Here is a 21017-nt window from a genome sequence, read left to right on the forward strand (position 1 = left end):
GCTTGATCTTGCTACAATAGGTTGCACATTGTAGCAAGATTTACCTGCATTTTCGCGTGCGGGAGGAGGATCTCACGTGGCAACTAAGAAGGCCGATGGCAAACTACTCGCCCAGAATAAAAAGGCTTCACACGATTATTTCATTGAAGATACGTATGAATGCGGTCTTGTCCTGACCGGCACGGAGATCAAATCCTTACGGGCAGGTAAAGCCAATATTGGCGATAGCTTTTCGACGATTCGGAATGGCGAAGCTTTTGTACACAATATGCATATTAGCCCTTTCGAACAAGGCAATCGCAGCAATCCGGAAGATCCAACTCGGACGCGAAAGCTTTTGTTGAAAAAGGTGCAAATCGCCAAGATATTAGGTCAGGCTAAGCAAGAAGGGTATACCGTTGTTCCATTAAAGGTGTACATCCGGAATGGTTATGCGAAGCTATTGATTGGTATTGGTAAAGGGAAGAAACAATACGACAAGCGCGAATCCGCTGCGAAGAAAGACGCACAACGCGATATCCAACGCGCATTGCGTGAGAAGCAGAAGATTGCTAGATAGCTTGGTTGTATTGGAAGGTAACACCTTGTCTTCCATGAACCTAGGGTTCATATTTCTCGTACTTATGGTATACTAATAACTGTAACGAAGAGATTTCAAGTGTAACTTGGCTCTACAGCTTGTCCTTTTAACCTTCACCGTCTCTGGCGGTTACGAAGGCAATCCGGGGGTGTTCTTGGATTCGACGGGGATAGTTTGAGCGCGGGTTGCGGGTAGTGGGGCCGCGTCCACTATAAAACGCTAAAGCCTATTAAATGGCAAAACACAAAACAACTACGCTTTAGCAGCTTAATAACCTGTTAGCGTGCTTCTACTCAGCATCGCCCATGTGACTGGGATAGGGGCTCAACTATAGTGGGATACGACGTTTGGTCTCCGCCTGGGGTCGGACGTAGGAAGACAATCAGGCTGACCCAACGCATAGCCGGTTACGGGGCGATGCTCGGGTGACATCAAAACTGTGACTACACCCGTAGATGCCTGTGTGGCAATATTTTCGGACAGGGGTTCGACTCCCCTCACCTCCATACAAGAGAAAGAAGCACCCGTTAAGGGTGCTTTTTTCTTTGTATGGAGATGAAAGCAGGGAGTTGACCCCCTCGAGGTTCGCCCGCGCGGACTGGAGCGTGAGCGGAGGGAGCACGGCATTGAAATGTACCGCTAGGGTAGTCATCGATGAATAGGCATCGTTAGTAAGTTAAATGGACATTTCAATACTCCCCTCACCTCCATACAAGAGAAAGAAGCACCCGTTGAGGGTGCTTCTTCGTAACAGTGAAAATTTTAAAAAAAGGAAAACTAGGTAAAATGTTGAATAATTAGTTGTTATAGCATCAGATCATTGGGAGGCAAATTTGGATGGCGGCAGAAACTAAAAGTATGTTGGAATGGACATTGGTATCGGAATGTCCTATTCCGCAAGATGTTGAAGCTTTATTGGTTACTGGGGAAGTAGCAGTAGCTGCTTATAAAACCTTTCGGGACAGTGCAATTTTCACTAATAAAAGGTTGATTGTGAGAGATGCCCAAGGTCTTACAGGCAAAAAGGTGGAGATATACTCCTTGCCTTACTCCTCTATCAATATGTGGTCCACAGAGAACGCTGGTGGCTTTCTTGATTTCAATGCTGAGGTTGAGTTGTGGACAAGGGCAGGTCATATCAAAGTGAAGTTGCAAAAAGGTGTAGATATCCGCAAGTTCGACAGACTGATTGCCAATGCTCTTTTAGCAGATTAAACTGAAAAACAAGAGACACCCTTTCGGGTGTCTCTTGTTTTTGGTGTGTGAGCAGGGAGTTGAACCCTCAAGGGTGTACTCCCCTCACTTGTGCCTCTGCAGGTTAAGGAATAGATTCTCTTCGAAACGAATATTAGTTTATTGAACTTAATGAGTATGCGGGGGGTTCATATGGATCAGGATACGCCGAATGAAAGAAGCTTGAGGTTGCTTCAAATGTTTTCCTCCTTGCATAAACATCATCGTTTACTTTTGATATACGGACTTATTCAGTTAGTGGTCTGCATGATCCTTTCCGCTTTTGTTGGAGGAGCTGGGGGACGTATTTCTCTTTCATTATTTAGCAAGAACCATGAAATCAGCCACTCACCATCCATTATTGTATTGATGACTTATCTGTTAATCAGCGCAATTATCTATATCTTAGCGGGAGTAATGTGCAGTAAGGTCTGGCACTGGCTGTTTTGGCGTGGAAAAAAAACGAGGCAGCAATTCCCTGAATATAAACATATTTTGATTATTACACTTTGCGTACTTGCTGCTGGGTTTTTGGTGACAGTATTCGAAATACGATCTCTAAGCTTAGGCAACTTTCGGGGGTTATACTTCCTTAGCAATCATTTAATTTTTAAAACTATTTTTTTGACAGTACCTCTATTATTACTATCCGGACTAGACCTCGCAGAAGTATCCGAGACGATCTCTAGCAAGCTCAGTGCAACTATTACAAAAATAGGTGATCGATGGGCTGTTATTGTTCTTTTAGCGGTTTCTCTAATGAAAGTAGGATATTACGTTTGGAGGAGCGGGAAGGGTAAACTCATTCTGGATAGTAGTTGGATTGCATTGGTCCTGTTCCTTATAGTTCTGATCGGTTGTGTGAAGTTCATCCCCAGACATTTACTTGATTTCTCCCCTCAATTTAAGCATTGGCTCCTCCTCGCGGGCCTTATACTGCTTGTTCCTACTTTTGCAATCATGATGATTGGAATTATTGGTAGATCTATCGATGGGAAAATAATAGGAGAGATTCTCTTTGGTTCCATAGGCCCGATTTGGCTTATTTCGGCTGTCATCCTAGCACTTGTTTTCAAAGCGTATAAATTTGCATTTTTCGCAGCACTATCTGGAAGTTGGGTTCTACTAAGCCTAGGTGTTACATCCTTAAGTTCACTGGTGTTGGGACATCAGGGGCAGGGCATTGATCTATGGGAGTTGGACGCTGGAATGGCGGTCCTCTTTGTCGTATGGAGTAGTTATCTTTTAATTAAAAGAAAAACCTCCAGATTTATATCACTTGCGCTTACAGTGACTTTCTTTTTGAATTGCGGATATGTGCTGGATCTATTCATGAACCACAAGATTGCCGTGGCGGATCTTTACTTGTTCCTACAAGCGATGATATATCTGTTTGTTCGTCAGCTCATCTTTAAGAAGAAGCCTGCATGGCCGAGCTATCTTTTATTACTTGTGGTAGTAGGTATTTTGATTCAGAGTGTGTGGCATTTGAATATTCCTGTTGATATAGCGAATCTGGTTGGAAATGTAGTAATTGCAGTTGCACTTGTATGGGATCTTCTATCATTTAAAAAGCGCACGGGTGGAGCAGGAGTGGGACGACTTTTCCTCTATTGGGGATATGTGACGTGGTTCGTTGCCCAACAGTTATATGTAACCCAAGCCGGTGAAGCAAGCGACTCGCTAGCACTTGAACCATTTATTATTTTTGGTTTTGTGATTTTTGGCATGCCGCGAGTCTTTCAGTTATTTATCTTGGAAATGAATCGTTTATCCCATAAGGCAAAAGAGACCCCAAACCAACATTGAGCAACCCCCACTTCTAGTTTACAATAAGGAAATAAACGCTCAATTAGAGGGGGGACTGTATGGAAAATCAATACGATGCGTTAGCCGCCTTTTTCCTGCAGGTGCCTATAGATATACACGGTGTATACCAATCCGTTGTTCGGGAAGGCTTGCATCAAGGACATAAGTCGCAGCCTACGACCAAAAGCGCGATACTTATCGCCCTAAAGGGCGAAGCTGATTTTATATACGACGGCATCAGCTATACGATGAGCCCGGGCAAGGCGATGATCGGTGGGTATAATCGTCATTTTGAGATGTTCGTACATACTGCCGAGTTTGAGTATTTTCTTGTTCATTATTTGCCGGTAGCCCATGATCAGGGGCAGTCGCTGCTTGTAAGGGAGGTCCATCTGCTTCATATCGAGTTGGACGCAACGCTGCTGCAAGTCATGAAGCAATTGAGGAGGTATGCGACCGAGCTGGGTCATATTGAGCTGCTTGAGAAGAAAACGTTATTCTACCAGCTGGTGAATAGGACGTTGACATATGAACGCTATTTGCAAAATAGCGAAAGTCATTCGATGATGGAGCAGACGATCGAGTACATTCGGCAGCATTATATGGAGCCGATCACGTTGGAAAGCTTGGCAGAGCAGCATCAGATGAAAGCTAAATATTTTTCGCACATCTTTCAGAAGTACACAGGGACAGGCCCTATCCATTATTTGATTCAATACCGCATGAAGGTGGCTCATGAGTTGCTGATGACGAGCCCTTTTTCGGTACGGGACATCGCGGGAAGTGTGGGGTATTCGGATGCCTATTACTTTAGCAGGTTGTTCAAAAAGCACTACGGCATGTCGCCGACTTCTCTCAAGATGAGTGAATGAAGAATATATCCATCCTGTAATCGGGAAATTATCTATTTCCGCAAGTTAATCGCGGTGGTAAGATTATCTTCGATAATGATAATCGTTATCATTTAAATATCGGGATTAACGAGAGGAAGATTATGATGAGAAAACGTGTTATGCCACTGCTGACAGCTTCTTTGCTGGTGGCTATCCTTTTACTAATTAGCGCATGCTCCAGTACGGGGAAGTCGAATAGTGAGAGCGCTAGTCCAGCCGCGACAGCTTCACCAAACGCATCGCCTGCCAGTTCAAGCTTTCCAAGAACGGTAGCCAGTGCCAACGGGCAAGTAACCATTACTAAGAAGCCGGAAAAAGTAGCTCTAGTTCATTGGGGGTTAACCGAGGACCTGTTGAGTTTTAATATCTCATCGATTGGTGTTGCGCTTCCTTTTACCGAGAAGCAATCACAATTAGGCAGTGAATTGTACAAGCCGTATACGAGCAAATACAAGGAAATGACGATTGTTGGTGAGAATACGGAAGTTAATTTAGAAAAATTACTGCAATACGGACCTGATCTCATTATCGCTGGTACGGAAACTAACAAAAAAGTGATTGATCAATTGTCGAAGATTGGGACGACGGTTGTTCTGGACGAAACGAAGATCGATGTTTGGAATGACTGGCAGGGTGTCATGACGAAGTTCGGTGAAATGCTGGGGCAAGAGGATGTTGCGAAGCAAGCGATCGATAAATTCTCAGCGACGTTCAATCAAGCAAAGGATCAGCTGAAAAGCGTTGAAGGAAACGTTGTCTATGCGCAGGTCAGGGAAAAAAATATGTGGCTGCAGGGCACCCAATACGCTGGTCATTACTATGAGCCGCTGGGCCTGAAGGCGCCGGAGCAAGCGAAGGGCGAGGGCGCAGAGCTTAGCCTTGAAGGCTTAACCAAGATCAATCCGGATCATATTTTCCTAGGATACTTTAATTACACGGATAAGTCTCTGCCTGCTCTAGCGGACGAATGGGAGAAATCGGACGTATGGAAATCGCTCAAAGCCGTGAAGCAAAATCATGTGTACAAAATTGACGGTTCGATTGCTTTTGGCTACGGTCCGATCAGTAGAGCGTACGGCGTCGATGCCATTGTTAAAGCGCTCAAAAAGTAGTTGCGGTACCGTGGCGTACCACGATAACGAGAAAAAGCACCCGCCCGGGGTGCTTTTTGCTTTTCATCATTGCTTTTTCCCCACCAAAAAATAAGTACTCATCTCGCCCTTCCCCTTGATCTCCATACGGCCGCGATGCTTGAATGCATAGCTATTCTTGAGCACATGATAGACCGCTTCTGTCACGTGAATCGCTCCGCTATCACTATTCGATTCCATGCGGCTTGCTAAATTGACGGTGTCTCCCCAAATGTCATAGGAGAACTTGCTAGAACCAATGACCCCTGCGATGGCTGTTCCACAGTGAATTCCGATACGAATACCTACCGTTCGGGACATTTCCATCGAAATGGCTTGAAAGGCATCGATCATCTCTAGAGCCATATCTGCGATGCGCTTCGTTTGTGTAGCCGAGGGATAAGGGATGCCGCCAACAACCATATAGGCATCGCCAATGGTTTTGATTTTCTCTAATTGATAACGAGCAATTAACTCATCAAACAGCAGGAAAACACGATTTAGAAATTGCACCAGTGCACTAGGAGATAATTCGGAGCTCAAACGGGTAAAGCCCATCAATTCGGCATCAGCTCGACAAGTAGAAAGGCCCCTTTTGACAACGAGTATGTCACTGACATTTTGTCATAAAAAATCCATGTCGAATGACACCCCTTACAAGATAGCTGACTCTGTCAAACTATGATTAATCTACATATTCTATCAATGATAGACACAAAAAATAGAAGGAAAGGGGTCGCGTATGGTAATCGTTACTATATTGTATGTTGGAGAAATAGGAGATGAGTAGATGTGGACAACCAGAAATTAACTATAAGTATACTTGGAAGCGCTGGAGGGGTGGCTAAATCCGTATTTGCCATATTAGATAAGTCGTTTCAAGACGTCAATGACCCTATCCATCAATTTATCAGTGGGTGCGACATTCATTTAATCGATGTGAAGCAAAAGGACGTGACCTATTACGAATCAATGCTCCCCCATTTAAGCCATGCAATTACGTTACATCAGTTTGATTTAAGTAGTCTAAAAATGTTTCGACAGCATTTAACCCGTACGAAGACAACGCTTGTCATCGATATCTCGTGGGCAGATACCGTTGAGATGCTGCAATGCTGCGATGAATTGTGCATTCCGTATATTAATTCTGCTTTAGAGAATACATGGGTGGACGAGACCGAAGAACTAGAAGGATTTACATTATTGGAACGATACCGTATTTTTCAAGAAAATAGGGGACGATTCACTAATATGAAAGCGATTATCGGATCCGGCATGAATCCAGGTGTCGTACAATGGATGGCTTTGAAACTGATGAAGCAAGCTCCAGAAGAAACGCCGCTTGGCTGCTATATCGTCGAGCATGATAATTCATTTTATGTCGATCAGTCATTAGCTCAGGAAAAAACGATTTATACCACATGGTCTCCTGAATGCTTCTTGGATGAAGCCATATTGAACTATCCTATGTTTATGAAGCGATATATGCCTGTATTTCTTTATAACGATGTGTATGAGCTGGCGTTTAAGGTATCTCTCGGAAACAAACAGTTCTATGGATGTTTGATGCCACATGAAGAGGTAATTACGCTGGGAAAAGCATATGACATGGAGGCAGGCTTTATATATCGGGTGAATGACGTTACAACGGAATTACTCCGTGCAAATTTCAGCAAAGCTGACGAGCTTTGGAAATGGAATCATAAGGTGTTAGACCCTGCAGAAGCCGAGCTGGATGGGGAAGATTTGGTAGGTGTACTGCTCGTGTATAAAGATAAGGAACGATTTATGTACAACGTCATGAGTAATCAAAGCGTATTTGCCGAGTTCAAGACGAACGCCACCTATTTCCAGGTAGCATGCGGCATCTATGGAGCTATATCCACACTACTGCTTGATGAAATTCCTAAAGGTATTTATTTTGTTGATGAACTGTTGTCTCAAACAGACAGTGGATATGGCGATTACCTTTCGTATTACATGAAAGACTTCGTTACAGGCGAAAATAAAGGATCCGATGGGCTGTTACTGGATAGAGTTTCACTATGGCCGAGCGGGGGGACGAGCGTGTGACGAACAGAAAGAGTTCATAACTGGCTTTTACAATCGGCTTTTCAGGAAACGGGTATAAGAAAACATAATTGCATGGGAAGAAATGACCGCTGATTAGTCAATAGGCTCGGACATGTGCCTCTTAAGGAAATATTTAGGAGTCGAATCGTTGCAGATCATGTAGGCAACCCTATATACTAGCTTTAAGGCCAATGATCCATGTCTACTATTTGATCTGAAAGGTGAGATAACGATGTCGATTGATTTATCCAAAGGTCAACGAATTGACCTAACCAAAACAAACCCAGGTCTAACGAAAATCATTGTAGGGCTTGGTTGGGATACCAATAAATATAATGGCGGTGGAGATTTCGATCTCGATGCCTCTGCGTTCCTTCTTCATGAAGATGGCAAAGCGAAATCAGCAGCGGACTTTGTTTTCTACAATAATCTCAAAGCCTATGATGGCGCTGTTGTTCATACGGGAGATAATCGTACGGGTGAAGGCGATGGTGATGATGAGAAGATTATCATCGATTTTGCCAAAGTCCCACCATCCATCTCTCGGATTGGCATTACGGTTACGATTCACGATGGGCAGCAACGTGCTCAAAATTTTGGACAGGTTAGTCACGCATTCGTAAGGGTAGTGAATGAAGCTAATAAGAATGAGATTCTTCGCTACGATTTGGGAGAAGATTTCTCAATCGAAACAGCTGTCGTCTTCTGTGAATTCTACCGTCATGGTAGTGACTGGAAATTCCAGGCTGTTGGCAGTGGCTTCGCAGGTGGCTTGGCAGCGCTGGTTACGAATTATGGCTTGAGCTAGATAATCTTGTAAGGGGGGAACTCAGGTTGCCCCCTTGATGTTTAAATAGGCTAGAAAGAAGGGGGAAGTTAACATGACCGTTGTTGCTGTTGTCAAAGGACAAAAGGTAGAGCTAACGAAAGCGCATTCAGGACTTTCCAATCTAACAGTAAGTATCGGTTGGCAGGCTCCGAATGACATTAAACTCGATTCTTCAGCCTTTTTGCTTGCACAGAACGGTAAGGTAAGCGGTGATGACGATCTCATATTTTACGGGAACCCTAGCAATAGCTTTATTACCTACATAGAGAAACAGGCCAATGAAAGACAATTTCAAATCGAACTGAAACGCGTGTTGCCTGCAGTCGAGAAGATTGCTTTTACACTTACGATTTATGAAAGTGAAGCAAGGCGTCAAAACTTTAGCAGGGTCGGTAACGTATATATCCGTTTCAGTAATCAAACAACAGGGCAAGAAATACTTCGTTACGACTTGGGAAACAGCTTCTCCGTAGAATCGGCGATCGTAATCGGAGAATTATATAGATACAACGGTGAATGGAAGTTCAATGCCATCGGTGCTGGCTATGCGGGTGGACTTCATGCGCTTTGTGAGAGCTACGGTATTGTGGTGAAGGATGAGCCGCAACCGATACAAGCACAAGAAGTTGTGATCCCTCCGCCTGTGCCGAAGCAGGAAAAGGTACAACCGGTCATTAACCTTTCCAAAATTGAATTAACGAAAAAGGGCGATAAGATCAACCTTGAGAAGAAATCGGGCGGTCTAGGGGAAATCTTAATCAACCTGAACTGGAATCAACAAACAGCAACGAACCGTGGATTCTGGAATAACGCACCTAAGGGGGCCGATCTTGATTTAGCTTGCCTATATGAGCTCAAGGATGGTACCAAAGGTTTAATTCAGGCGCTTGGCGGGACATTCGGATCATTAACGCGAGAACCTTATATTGCGCTCGATGGCGATGATCGTACAGGTGCTATTAAAACAGGCGAGAATATACGGATTAATGGCAGCAAAATTTCGGAATTCAAACGTATCCTTATTTTTACGTTCATTTATGAGGGTGTCTCTAGATGGTCAGAGGCGGACGGGGTTGTCACCCTCAAACAAAATGGCGGTCCAGACATTATTGTTAAACTGGATGAGCACGACAACTCGCTCCCGATGTGTGCCATTGCTTTGATCCAAAATGTAAATAACGAAACGTTTAGTATTGAAAGAATCGTCCGACATTTTCAGGGGCATCTCGAGTTGGACAAAGCGTATAACTGGGGTTTAAAGTGGGGCAAAGCAAGTAAGTAAACAAATCGTCGGAGCTCCACGAGGTTATTGTTTCAGGAGGTTAGCCTATGTTAGAATTCTCTTTTGAAATATTCTCGGATTCCAATATTAGCATTGAATATGTGTATGGCAGCGAACTGTTCAAGCTAAATCTATTTCTGAAAAATGGGTACTGGACGATCCACCCTTTTGACGGCATCCTCCTCCATAATCGTGAGCTTTGCAGACTCGTCATCATTGATCTATTTAAAAATAAACATTTTCAAATTATGCTGGCCAAAGAAAATATAGCATTCTCGGGTTTAAGAACCTCCATTGATTTAGAACAATTGGCAGAGCCAGGGGCGTTTAATCCTGCAGAGCGCAGGGGAGGCCAATGGCAAGATCCCGTCGATGAAACCGAAGAATTCATTGGTAATCATTCCATTGAGGAAATTATTCAAATTGAGCATGATTTGCTTGAGCAAAGAGTTACCTTTTACGCAGATTTGTTGAAGAAAATGTTTATGGATAACTATGGTCCTGGTGACGAGGAATTTGATAAGGTGCAATCGCTGGTACGTATATTTAAGGAGTCACAGCGGAAAATGCTCGAGCTTGCGAATACAAAGTAGTCGCTAGGGATTACTAAGAAATAGACCTTACTTGCCTTCATTGGCTAAGGAGGTCTATTTTTCATGGTTTTATTACTTTTTTACATGCGGGATCAAGAAAAGAGAAGTTTAGTCAAAAATGTCATATATCTGTCAAATGGCTTTCAACAAGAGAATTTCATTCTTGAAAAAATGTCTAATAGACGGCGCAGCCGGTCAAGTCCTACAGTTAGTACACAGGCCAATCGTACCAACAAGCATGAACTGTACGGGTCATTGTAATGGATTTTTTTTGACGGAAGGGGATGGTAAGGAACGGTTCTGATGGATGGCAGAAAGTGATTCTTAGGATATGCAAAACCATGCACGATAAGGAATTACCGAGAGTATGCAAGATCCTCTCATAGCTCAAACAGAAGGAGTGAAAATAACAATGCGAACTAGCAAACCATGGAGAAAAGTCGTTTCGTTACTTCTTGCAAGCGCTCTCTTGATTCCGAACGGGTTGGTGGCGTCTGCTGCTGAGGGGAGTACTGGGGCTGATCTCGACAGTGTTTATTATAGTGATTTTGGGGATACGGCTGCGTTGGACCCAGCATTCTGGGGATTTACAACAGCGAATGCTACCGTATCGATTAATACATATGGAGTGGCCGGGAACAACACCCCGATGCTTCAGTTCACCCAGACGAACCAAAGCGGAGGACGTGTGGCAACGAAGAATTTTGGCACGTCAGTAAAGGGCAGCCAGATTCTCGTTCAATTCGACTGGTACCCCGGGAAGGTGAATGATAAAGCAGCCAGCAATCCTAGCGAGAACGGCGGCGAGTTCAGGATCCTCGATAGCACTGGGAATACGGTATTTACGGTAAACAACACGAATCTTGCGCCATTGCAATATTTTGCCGGCAAGCAGCCTGCCGCTAGCACGGGCATTATGAATCCCCAAGCGTGGTATACGGTAGGGGTTAATCTGGATGTGGAAAATGAGGTCGTCAAATTCAAGCTGACCGATAAAGCAGCCGGGACAAGCCAAGAATTTACGTCATCATTGAATGGGGTAGCTTTTGACGGGTCAGTGGCCTCGGTCAAATTAGTGGGGATGCGGACATCGGGTAATAATATTGCCTGGACGACGTACCTTGATAATTTCGGTGTGTATCATAAGCCGATTCCCGACAATCGAATTACGAAAGTGGATAGATTACGGTATCATACCGTGTATGTTGATCAAACCACGACGGACATCCATTCTATCGGTTTACCGCAATCCGTAAGTGTTACCATAGCGAATAATAGTAAGGTAAATGTACCTGTAAGCGAGTGGGTGAACGTTGGAAAGCCTTGGAATCCCCATGAACCTGGCGTTTACACGTTTAAGGGGGAGCTTGCCGTTCCTGCGAGCTTGGAGAATGGCTTTGGCAGATATGCCACCCAATATGTCTACAACCGTCTGACTCCTTCAGATAAGGCACGGCAGATAGAGTGGTTGGATAGAGGCGTAATTGCGCTCAAATCGACCGAAGGTGTATTTGTAAGCTGGCGCTTGCTTGCAGATGAATATCAGCGAGATGTGAAATTCAATGTTTATCGCAATGGGCAAAAGCTGAATGCGGCACCATTGTCTGTGACCAACTATGCAGATACGGCTGGCGTTGCTGGGGACACCTATGAAGTGGAGACACTTGTTCAGGGAGTTTCAGATGATACAGACGAAACTGTAGCAGCCGCTACCGATTATCTTGCTATCCCGATGCAAAAGCCTGAAGGAGGAACAACGGCCACGGGCAGCTACACGTATAGTGTCAATGACGCTGGTGTAGGAGATTTGGACGGTGATGGTGAGTACGAGGTTGTTGTGAAATGGTACCCATCCAACGCCATCGACAGTTCACAGAATGCGATGACAGGGCCGACGATTTTTGATGCTTATAAAATGGACGGCACGCTGTTGTGGCGGATGAATATGGGGCTTAACCTCACATCTGGAGCCCATTATCATCAATTTATCATCGCAGATTACGATGGGGACGGCAAAAGCGAATTCCTCATCAAAACCGCGGATGCAACAACGGTCTACGGGACAACAGATGGGAAATTCGATAGCAGCAAGGTAATTAGCGTCATCGGCAATGCGACGGATAATGGCAAATGGGTGAATGAGTTCGGCCATATTTTCGGCGGGCCTGAATATATTTCCGTTTTCAAGGGTGACACCGGTAAGGAGATCGACACGATTGATTATGCATTCCCGCTAGGGGATGTTGCATCATGGGGAGACACTTGGCATAACCGTTCGGACCGTTTCCTTGCGGGATTAGCTTATTTGGACGGCAAGAAGCCTAGCGCCATATACGGTAGGGGCTATTATGAACGGACCACGTATGTAGCATACAGCTTAGTACACGGCAAGCTCAAAGAGGAGTGGACATTTGACTCCGCTGAAGCGGGAAGAGGCGCAGGCTTAGGCTTCCACAATCTGGCCACGGCAGATGTGGACAATGACGGCTTTGACGAAATCATTGCAGGTTCGCTGACCCTTGACCAAGATGGCACCATTCTGTATGAAATGGATGGCGAAATGCAGCGTGAACAAGGTTCACACGGTGACGCACTTCATGTAGGGGCATTCGACCCTGCGCGGGAAGGTCTTCAGGTCATGGCGGTACATGAAGTCCCATCTGTTGCATCTGTAGAGCTGCATGATGCTGCAACTGGGGAAACACTGATGTCCTACAATGGTTACGTGGATACAGGACGTGGACTGGCGGCTAATATTACGGGTGGCCCTGGATTTGAATTCTGGGGAACTGGCGGTACAACGCCAGCATCAGGCGGAGGCATTTACAACGTACAGGGCCAGGTGGCAGCCGATAGCTTTAGAACGGCAGGCGTGTCCGTGAACTTCGCCCTTCACTGGGACGGCGATTTGCTAAATGAATTGCTGGATAATATATCGATAACGAAGTTTAATCAAGTTACGAAGAAAGCAGAGCCTTTGAAAAGCTTCGCGGATGTCGTCAGCAACAATGGAACGAAGGCAACTCCGACCTTACAGGCCGATATCTTAGGCGACTGGCGTGAAGAAGTTCTTTTGCCTACAATAGACAGCTCGGAGCTGAGAATCTTCAGCACGACGATTCCAACGGAGTACCGGATTTATACGCTCATGCATGACCCTGTTTACAGAAATGGCATCGCATGGCAGAACACAGCGTACAATCAGCCGCCGCATTTAAGTTTCTACCTCGGCGAAGACATTAGAGAGACTGTTCTTGCTGGAGGGTTGAAGGCGCCTAATGTCGACTACACCGACAAGCACCACGACAAGAAACCGAAGAAGCCTAAGAAACCAAAGGATCCGAAAGATCCGAAAGATCCGAAAGATCATAAATGATGTTGAAGATACTGGTCTAAATCTAAGAAAGGCCAATATTGGCATGGAAAAGGGGCTAAGAGCGTGTTTGCGCTTAGCTCCTTTTTTCAATTTGTCTAGAAGCGGGAATGGTCAAAGATGCTCAAGCGCACTCATTTTCGGGGGAAACGGCTAAATATGATTCAATTAGTGCAAAAAGGCATCCTTTAAGACCGAGAGGTGCCAAAATGAGGAGTGCTGGCAGAAATAGTTGCGCTTTTGCAAGCATTTCAGATGGGGAGGCTCATGTGATGCAAAAGGATGCACTTTTACATTTTTCACAGCACCAAGGAGCGTTTTCCTTACCAACAAAAACTTAACACGACCGTAATATCATTCTCCGATAGATCGATATGCCCGTGTTCGTTACGGTTAAATCGATACCCATTCTCCTCGATTCCCTTGCATATGCGAAATAGCCGATGCTCATCCATCTGAATTAGCTTTGCGAATTGTGTTAGATACATGGGCTTATCATTTAGAGAAATCATCTTACCTACCTACTCTCTGTCAGGGTTATTTGTGTTTAGAATTAAGTTAACAAGAATGGAATGAAAAGTATCAGGAAAATTGTCGTCCAAGTTAATGAAAAAGGAAATGTTAAACAGTTTGTCACAATCATCGGTCAGGCCGTCGGCATTTCCATGAGGAGGCTAGTCGGCAATGATGGAGCGAAGCACAAAAAGGCCACCGCAACAGCGACAGCCTTTTCCTTCAAATCTATTTAATGATTGCTCTTAAGCATGCATACCCTGTCTGTCCACATATCCTCGAAGCACGCCGTTGCGACCGTTTCTTTTGGCGCGATAGAGGGCTTTGTCACAAGTGGAGTAAAGCTCTTCGAGATGTGTCTCTTCATCCGGGATACTCGTAAGAATACCCAAACTGATTGTATAAGTGAGAGCTAATCCAGGAATCTGCGCCTCCTCCGCGGCTTGTCTAAGCCGTTCAGCATAACGCGATGATTCCGTTTCATCCATGCCTGGCAAGATTATGGCAAATTCGTCCCCGCCATATCTAGCGAAAAGATCATCTGAGCCCAAGTTCTCCTTCAGTCGTGTGGTGAGATCAACAAGCACGCGATCTCCCACATCGTGACCGAATGAATCATTAATCGATTTGAAATTGTCGATATCAAAAAGCAGCAGGCTGATCGGTTTCTTTTTCTTCGTATAGGCGGCAAGGTATTGATTGGTACGTGAGACGAACGTCCTGCGGTTCAGTGTACCGGTTAAATCGTCATAATTAGCTAGCCGCAGCAGGGCTTGGTCTGTTTGTTCTTTCATCAAGAGAAAGAATCCCGTATTTCCCGCAATCATAACGAAATATTGGGCTAACAGCACCATCGTCTGATTACCGTTAATGTGATAGTAGCTTAACAATGTATCGAAGAATAAGGCACAGATAGCCCTAATTACAAGAAACGCAAAGATGATCAGATAAAAATAGCCTATGACATAGGTCAACGTGGATGCGGCTCGTTTTTGAATCATTTTGTATGCTGGAACTAGAACGCCCGCAGCCATACCAACGGAAACAAAGAAAATTCGGAGCTTCTCTTCGTTGTGAAAAAGAAGGATGCCATGAAAGCCGACAATATTGGTGATTGTCAGAGCAATATACATGCTGCGTGTCAGCTTGCTCAGGGTATTCTGAACTTTCAGTACGGAGATGGTTTCAAACGCGAAACCGATAAAAAGTAACGAGTTCACAAGGGATACGGTAAGCGTATCCGACAGCCCCCCACGCAGAATTAAAATCAGCCACGCCATGGTTTGCATGCATTTTGCATAGAAAAAGTACCTGATTGCACTTTCGTTCTTATGTTGACGCCAATAGGCGATAATGAACACAGCGGTGAACAGGTGCCCGATGACTAGCGTCAGCAGCATGGTTTTCAAATCTAAGTATAGACCCATTTTGAACCTCATCTGAATGTTAGAAGTTTTGGATATTTGGAAGAAAAATGTTGATTACACCTACTTTACCATAAAACGGAATAAAAATGACTATACGATCTTCGATTACGGATTTCAAAGATGTTCAATGTGAGGGGAAACCTTGCTGGGTAGAGTAGACGTGATGCTCTCTATGACCCTAGTAAAAATCTTTATCATTGAAAGTAGGATGATAGTATGATAGTATTCAGCTGATAATGATTATCATTTTTATTGATAATGATTATTACAATCAATTACATTATACATACATCAGGAGGTTTTGATTTTGAAAAGGTTTGTTGCATTTCTACTACTGACAGGTTTATTAGTAATGACAGCGTGTTCGTCACAAACGAAGGAAGCTTCATCGACGAGCGCAGCTACAGCAACTCCAGCTAGTACCGCTACGGCTACAGCTAGTCCAGATGCTCAGAAAAATGCTGCTGATGCAGACAAAGTATATAGCTTGACGAATGATGGGGTTGACCCGGCAGCAGTTACGCAAGCGCTAAGCCAATTCCCAGCGAAGGTGCCGACGCGTATTGTAACAACATCCGTACCTTTAGCAGAAATGCTTCACCTACTTGGCATTACACCTGTAGGCGTACCGACTTCTACGAATCCACTTCCTGCTGCTTTTGACGGAATTAAACGCATTGGCTCACCTATGCAACCGGATCTAGAGGTCGTAACTAGCTTGGAATCCGACCTGCTGCTTGGAGCGGAATCACTCAAAAGCACATTGGACAAAAATTTGGCTGGTATCAAGCTGGATAAAGCCTACTTGCGTACAGATTCATTCGAAGATTTGAAACTAAGCTTTAAAGTGTTAGGTACTTATTTTAAGAAGACCGATGAAATGAATAAAATACTGACGAAGATTCTAGATCAAGAAAACAATTTGATTAAGCAATCAAAAGGCAAGAAAGCACCGAAGGTTATGCTAGTGATCGGAACAGCAGATTCTTTCATGGTGATGAGTGAAAAGTCGTATTTGGGAAGTCTTGCGAAGAAGGTAAATGCCGATAACATTGCTACTTCTGCGTTGAAAGTGACAGCAACATATTCCGCAATTAACATGGAGCAGGTTGTTGCTATTGATCCGGACATTGTACTTGTTCTAGCCTCTGGCGATCATGGTGCAACGGTAGATAAGTTCAAGAAAGAAGTAGAAAAAAATAGCACCTGGAAGCAACTTTCCGCTTATAAGAATGACAAGATTCAAATCTTGGATTACAGCATCTTTGGTGTAACGTCCATTACCAATGTAGATAAAGCGTTAACTCAAATCTCCAACTACTTCTATCAATAACCTGAGGAGTTACACAGTGATAAGCAGAACTCGAAACCAGTCGATTGTTATCTTGACGTTCATACTTGTAGCGATTGTCGCCATCATTGCGATTGGTCTAGGCAGTGTATCGATCTCAATACCAGAAATAATAAAAACGCTTATGGGCTCTCCGTCCAAAGCCATGAATGCTACGATCATTTGGGATATTCGATTGCCTCGAGTTTTGCTGGCATTGATTATTGGCGCCAATATTGCCATCTCAGGTGCCCTCTTGCAGGCTGTCATGGGCAACCCGCTTGCAGATCCTGGCTTAACAGGCGTTACTAGCGGTGCCGCAGCGTGTGTACTCGTTATCATGCTCGCAGCACCGACGTATACGCAATTTATCCCAATTGCTGCATTCGTAGGTGGCGTAATTGCTGCTGGCATTGTGTACTCACTCGCTTGGAGACGGAGCGGTATTACTCCGATAACGATTATTCTTTCTGGCGTTGCGGTGAATGCATTGTGCGGAGGAGTAATCGGATATTTGACAATCATGTACAGTGATAGACTCCCTTCGGCGGTCCAATGGCTTAATGGCAGTCTCGCTGCAAAAGGTAATAATGCATTAAACATGATCTATCCTTACGCGATTGTTGGTTGGATTCTATCGATGTTCGCCATCCGCAAAGCTAATATTATCCGGCTGGGCGACCAAGTCGCGTCTAATCTGGGTGAGAATACGAACCGAATTCGTATCCTTTTGTCCCTTTTGGCCGTTTTCTTGTCGGCTGTTTCCGTAGCTGCCATTGGGATGATTGGGTTTGTAGGACTCGTCATTCCGCATATGGCCAGACTCTTGGTTGGCTCCGATTATAAATATCAATTGCCAATGAGCATGGGACTAGGAGCGCTTGTCTTGTTGCTAGCCGATACGGGCGGACGCACCTTGTTCTCGCCACTAGATATACCCGCAGGTATTCTCATGGCTGTTATTGGCGCACCTTATTTTCTATACTTGATGAGAAGGAGATCGTTCTAATATGTTGACAGTCGATGGGATTTCGATCCGCTATGAACAGAAGAGCGTTATTCAAAACTTCTCCTTCTCTGTCAAGCAAGGTGAGGTATTGTCGATTATCGGACCGAATGGTTCGGGCAAATCCACACTACTCAAAGCCGTATCTCGGCTGATTCCCTATCATGCGGGAACGGTCACGCTTGATGGCGTGAATATCAAGTCATTAAGCTCCAAACAAGCAGCACGCAAGATGTGTATACTTAGTCAGAAAAATCAGGCACCCAGCGATATGACAGTGGTTGATCTGGTCTCGTACGGCAGATATCCACACAAAAAATGGTTCGAGAAATTAGATCAAGAGGATATGTCGATCGTCGAGTGGGCGTTGGAGAAAACGAAGCTGCTTCCCTATAAGGATCGAACGGTTTCTTCTTTGTCCGGTGGTGAATCGCAGCGGGCCTGGATTGCGATGGCGCTGGCACAGCGTCCACAGATTTTGCTGCTAGACGAACCGACAACGTATCTGGATATTTCTCATCAGCATGAAGTGCTAGAACTCGTTCGAGAGCTGAATCAGTCCATGGGGATGACAGTCGTTATGGTTTTACATGACCTCAATCAAGCCTCCTGTTATAGTGATAGTATCGTTGTTGTGCAAGAAGGTGAGAAAGCGATGAGCGGCACACCGCGTGAAGTGATGACGACAGACATGATCAGGCAAGTGTACCGAATGGATGCGGAAGTGAATTACGCTAAGGCGGAACAGAAGCCTCGTATTCATCTATTAAGTACCGTAAAATAACAACCATTTAATTGGAGGAATCAATATGCAGAGACCGGTCGATGTTGAGAAAAATAAGGAAAATTATTTGCAGTTTATTGCAAAGCGCAAAAACTTGATTTTGAGCTTAATTGACGAAGAAGGCAAGCCATTTATCAGCTACGCACCTTTCGTTAAAAAAGATGGTAAATTGTATATCTATATCAGCCAGATTGCTGATCATTATCGCTATATGGAAAACAACGACTTTGTCGATGTGCTGCTTCTTGCTGACGAATCCGAAACGAATAACAAGTTCGCAACAGAGCGCGTGCGTTGGAGCTGTACTTCTGTGAACATCGGTAACGATGGACATGAGGATATTTTCGAGTTATTTAATGCGGATCATGGCGTTAAAATGGTAGATTTACTGCGCGGACTAGATTTCTCGTTGTTCGAGATGACTCCTTTACAAGGTCGTTATGTCGTTGGTTTCGGTATGGCATTCGATCTAGATGTTGAAGCGAATAAATTCATTCATGTTGTTGTGGATAAAAAGAAAGATGCAGCCACTAAATAGCGAATTGTCTATCGAAATTTATGGAAGCAAAGGAGATCAGCTCGTATGACTTTTACGACAGTACTGCCGATCTGGCAAGCGATTCAAGAACGGTTTCACAAAACGGTGAAGGCATTGCCAGAGCAGGATTTGAGCTTGCAGGTGGGTTCCTCAACGATTGGCGCTTTGCTGTATCATAACGCGGAAGTAGAGTTTATGTTTGCGGAATGGTTCTTTGGGAAGAGCATGCCGGAGAATCGTAAAGCTGATGGGGACAAGCCGTCCTTCACGAATTTGCAAGAATTGGTGGATATACTGACCGCTTCGAACGAGCACCTTATTGCAGCGATGCGTGAACTTCCAGAGGAAGCATGGCAGAAGAGCGTGGAATCCCGCATCGGAGCATCCACACCGCTTGAAGCCGTCGGCCGATTGATGTATCACACTGGTATTCATGCTGGGCAAATCTCGCTCACTCAGAAAAATGCAGCTACTCAGGCAGCTAAATAAGGATTCATCCGGGGACTAGCTTCACACCCTGTATAAGCAAACGAAATAGACCTCACTTGCCCTTAATTGGGCAAGGAGGTCTATTTTGTTACGCGTTTATTACCACTACTTATAATGCTCGCATCCGATTGTTCCTTGGATTGTGCTCGACTTCCGCAAGACCGAGTGCCTCCATTAATGGGGGGACATACACGCCGAATCTGCCACGGAAGCCTTTCTTCAAGCCGTACCAACCGCCAATTGGGTTTTCTGGAGAACGTCCCCAAGCCTCAACCGTGCCTTCTTTGGCTGGCTTTTGCTCATCAGCGCTGCCTAACTCGATCCAATCGCCATGCTGCTTAAGCATCGCACTAAGGTCATCAATACAGCTGTAGTCGTAATGCAAAACGGTTTTGCCTACCGTACAAACAAGGATGGCCTTGCCGTCTTTTTCGTCTTTATACATTTCATATTCGGAGGTCTGTGGCGGCGTTTTTAATTGCCATGGATTTTCTTTCGTACCGATCACTGTCGACATAGGAAGGACTCCTTTGATTTATGATTTGTACTTACGTATAGATGAAGGTCTTCTATTAATTAATGTACTCACTCACTTTGGTACCGGAAGGGTTATAGAGCTCAGCTGCGTCAAGCTCTGTATTGTTCCATATGTCTAGAGGCGTCCAAAGCACACTGCGCGAGAAAGTTCGGAAGCTGGTGCTATCAATCCCCGTAGTCTCGAAGGTCTTACCTTCATCGCCACTTAGCAGCATGACATACGAGTCTGGGCCTAAGTTAAAGCTTTGCTGGAAGGTAAAGGCCTGCTTGCCGTTAACGCTTAAGACACGCCAGTCCTTCAAATCGATTGTCTTACTGCCACGATTTTTCAACACAACGTATTCTGCATTCTTGTTACGTTCTGCGATAATGATGTCGGATTGAACGTTGGTTGATGGAGAAGTGGCTGAAGCGGAGGCCTGAGTCGCCGGAATAACCGTCGGATCGGCAACAATCAAATTAATGAGACCCTTGCGATTGGAGTTGAAATTGATACGTAAAACCTGAACGCCAGTCACGTCTAGTTCCAATTTGTGTTCCACTTGCTGCATAAGCAACGGTAGTCCCCATTAAGAGAAAGGTGGTAATAACCCCTAAC

General features: G+C 44.7%; 19 protein-coding genes and 1 other RNA gene. 16 read left to right on the plus strand and 4 right to left on the minus strand.

The features are described from left to right. The first annotated feature begins 76 nt into the window (after positions 1-76). From smpB to AC58QO_RS29460, 6 genes are all read left to right on the plus strand, one after another. A complete protein-coding gene (gene smpB, locus AC58QO_RS29435; protein ID WP_028555549.1) occupies positions 77-559 on the plus strand; it encodes an SsrA-binding protein SmpB in 483 nt (160 codons plus the stop codon). 165 nt (positions 560-724) lie between these two features. Beyond that, positions 725-1089, plus strand: a transfer-messenger RNA (tmRNA) gene (ssrA, locus tag AC58QO_RS29440). Between the two features lie 328 nt (positions 1090-1417). Continuing rightward, entirely contained in the window at positions 1418-1795 is a 378-nt protein-coding gene (locus AC58QO_RS29445; protein ID WP_497271866.1) for a PH domain-containing protein, read from the plus strand. A gap of 171 nt (positions 1796-1966) precedes the next feature. Further along, positions 1967-3622 (plus strand): hypothetical protein, encoded by a 1656-nt coding sequence (locus AC58QO_RS29450; protein WP_497271868.1) that lies wholly within the window; start codon positions 1967-1969, stop codon positions 3620-3622. A 59-nt stretch (positions 3623-3681) separates the two neighbouring features. After that, positions 3682-4494, plus strand: a complete 813-nt coding sequence (locus AC58QO_RS29455) for a helix-turn-helix domain-containing protein (protein WP_497271870.1) — start codon at positions 3682-3684, stop codon at positions 4492-4494. 122 nt (positions 4495-4616) lie between these two features. Then, complete coding sequence (locus tag AC58QO_RS29460) at positions 4617-5627, plus strand: ABC transporter substrate-binding protein (RefSeq protein ID WP_497271872.1); 1011 nt, start codon at positions 4617-4619, stop codon at positions 5625-5627. Between the two features lie 66 nt (positions 5628-5693). On the opposite strand, the gene AC58QO_RS29465 is transcribed toward AC58QO_RS29460, so the two are convergent. Next, positions 5694-6203 carry an adenylate/guanylate cyclase domain-containing protein gene (locus AC58QO_RS29465; protein ID WP_497271874.1) on the minus strand — a complete coding sequence of 170 codons (510 nt, stop codon included), beginning with the start codon at positions 6201-6203 and terminating at the stop codon, positions 5694-5696. Between the two features lie 234 nt (positions 6204-6437). On the opposite strand from AC58QO_RS29465, the gene AC58QO_RS29470 reads away from it, so the two are divergent. From AC58QO_RS29470 to AC58QO_RS29490, 5 genes are all read left to right on the plus strand, one after another. Further along, entirely contained in the window at positions 6438-7718 is a 1281-nt protein-coding gene (locus tag AC58QO_RS29470; protein WP_497271876.1) for an S-adenosylmethionine decarboxylase related protein, read from the plus strand. A gap of 232 nt (positions 7719-7950) precedes the next feature. After that, entirely contained in the window at positions 7951-8526 is a 576-nt protein-coding gene (locus tag AC58QO_RS29475; RefSeq protein WP_497271878.1) for a TerD family protein, read from the plus strand. Between the two features lie 73 nt (positions 8527-8599). Further along, positions 8600-9829 (plus strand): TerD family protein, encoded by a 1230-nt coding sequence (locus AC58QO_RS29480; protein ID WP_497271879.1) that lies wholly within the window; start codon positions 8600-8602, stop codon positions 9827-9829. A 47-nt stretch (positions 9830-9876) separates the two neighbouring features. Further along, positions 9877-10422 (plus strand): hypothetical protein, encoded by a 546-nt coding sequence (locus AC58QO_RS29485; RefSeq protein WP_497271881.1) that lies wholly within the window; start codon positions 9877-9879, stop codon positions 10420-10422. 412 nt (positions 10423-10834) lie between these two features. After that, positions 10835-13798, plus strand: coding sequence for a rhamnogalacturonan lyase (locus tag AC58QO_RS29490; RefSeq protein ID WP_497271883.1), 2964 nt, complete (start codon positions 10835-10837; stop codon positions 13796-13798). Positions 13799-14553: 755 nt separating this feature from the next. Here AC58QO_RS29490 and AC58QO_RS29495 read toward each other — a convergent pair. After that, positions 14554-15735 (minus strand): GGDEF domain-containing protein, encoded by a 1182-nt coding sequence (locus AC58QO_RS29495; RefSeq protein WP_497271885.1) that lies wholly within the window; start codon positions 15733-15735, stop codon positions 14554-14556. Positions 15736-16042: 307 nt separating this feature from the next. Between AC58QO_RS29495 and AC58QO_RS29500 the strand changes: the two genes are divergently transcribed. From AC58QO_RS29500 to AC58QO_RS29520, 5 genes are read left to right on the plus strand one after another with little or no spacing between them, the layout of a single operon-like run. Beyond that, positions 16043-17068, plus strand: a complete 1026-nt coding sequence (locus tag AC58QO_RS29500) for an ABC transporter substrate-binding protein (RefSeq protein ID WP_497271887.1) — start codon at positions 16043-16045, stop codon at positions 17066-17068. 16 nt (positions 17069-17084) lie between these two features. Further along, positions 17085-18074, plus strand: a complete 990-nt coding sequence (locus AC58QO_RS29505) for a FecCD family ABC transporter permease (protein ID WP_497271889.1) — start codon at positions 17085-17087, stop codon at positions 18072-18074. A gap of 1 nt (position 18075) precedes the next feature. Further along, a complete protein-coding gene (locus AC58QO_RS29510; RefSeq protein WP_497271891.1) occupies positions 18076-18855 on the plus strand; it encodes an ABC transporter ATP-binding protein in 780 nt (259 codons plus the stop codon). A 25-nt stretch (positions 18856-18880) separates the two neighbouring features. Continuing rightward, positions 18881-19393 carry a HugZ family pyridoxamine 5'-phosphate oxidase gene (locus tag AC58QO_RS29515; RefSeq protein WP_497271893.1) on the plus strand — a complete coding sequence of 171 codons (513 nt, stop codon included), beginning with the start codon at positions 18881-18883 and terminating at the stop codon, positions 19391-19393. 45 nt (positions 19394-19438) lie between these two features. Next, entirely contained in the window at positions 19439-19882 is a 444-nt protein-coding gene (locus tag AC58QO_RS29520) for a DinB family protein (protein WP_497271895.1), read from the plus strand. Between the two features lie 109 nt (positions 19883-19991). Here the strand turns inward: AC58QO_RS29520 and AC58QO_RS29525 are convergent, their stop codons facing one another. Further along, positions 19992-20399, minus strand: coding sequence for a DUF6855 family protein (locus tag AC58QO_RS29525; protein ID WP_497271897.1), 408 nt, complete (start codon positions 20397-20399; stop codon positions 19992-19994). Positions 20400-20454: 55 nt separating this feature from the next. Continuing rightward, positions 20455-20970 (minus strand): lamin tail domain-containing protein, encoded by a 516-nt coding sequence (locus tag AC58QO_RS29530; protein ID WP_497271899.1) that lies wholly within the window; start codon positions 20968-20970, stop codon positions 20455-20457. Positions 20971-21017 lie beyond the last annotated feature (47 nt).

Source organism: Paenibacillus sp. J31R30 (assembly GCF_059692115.1).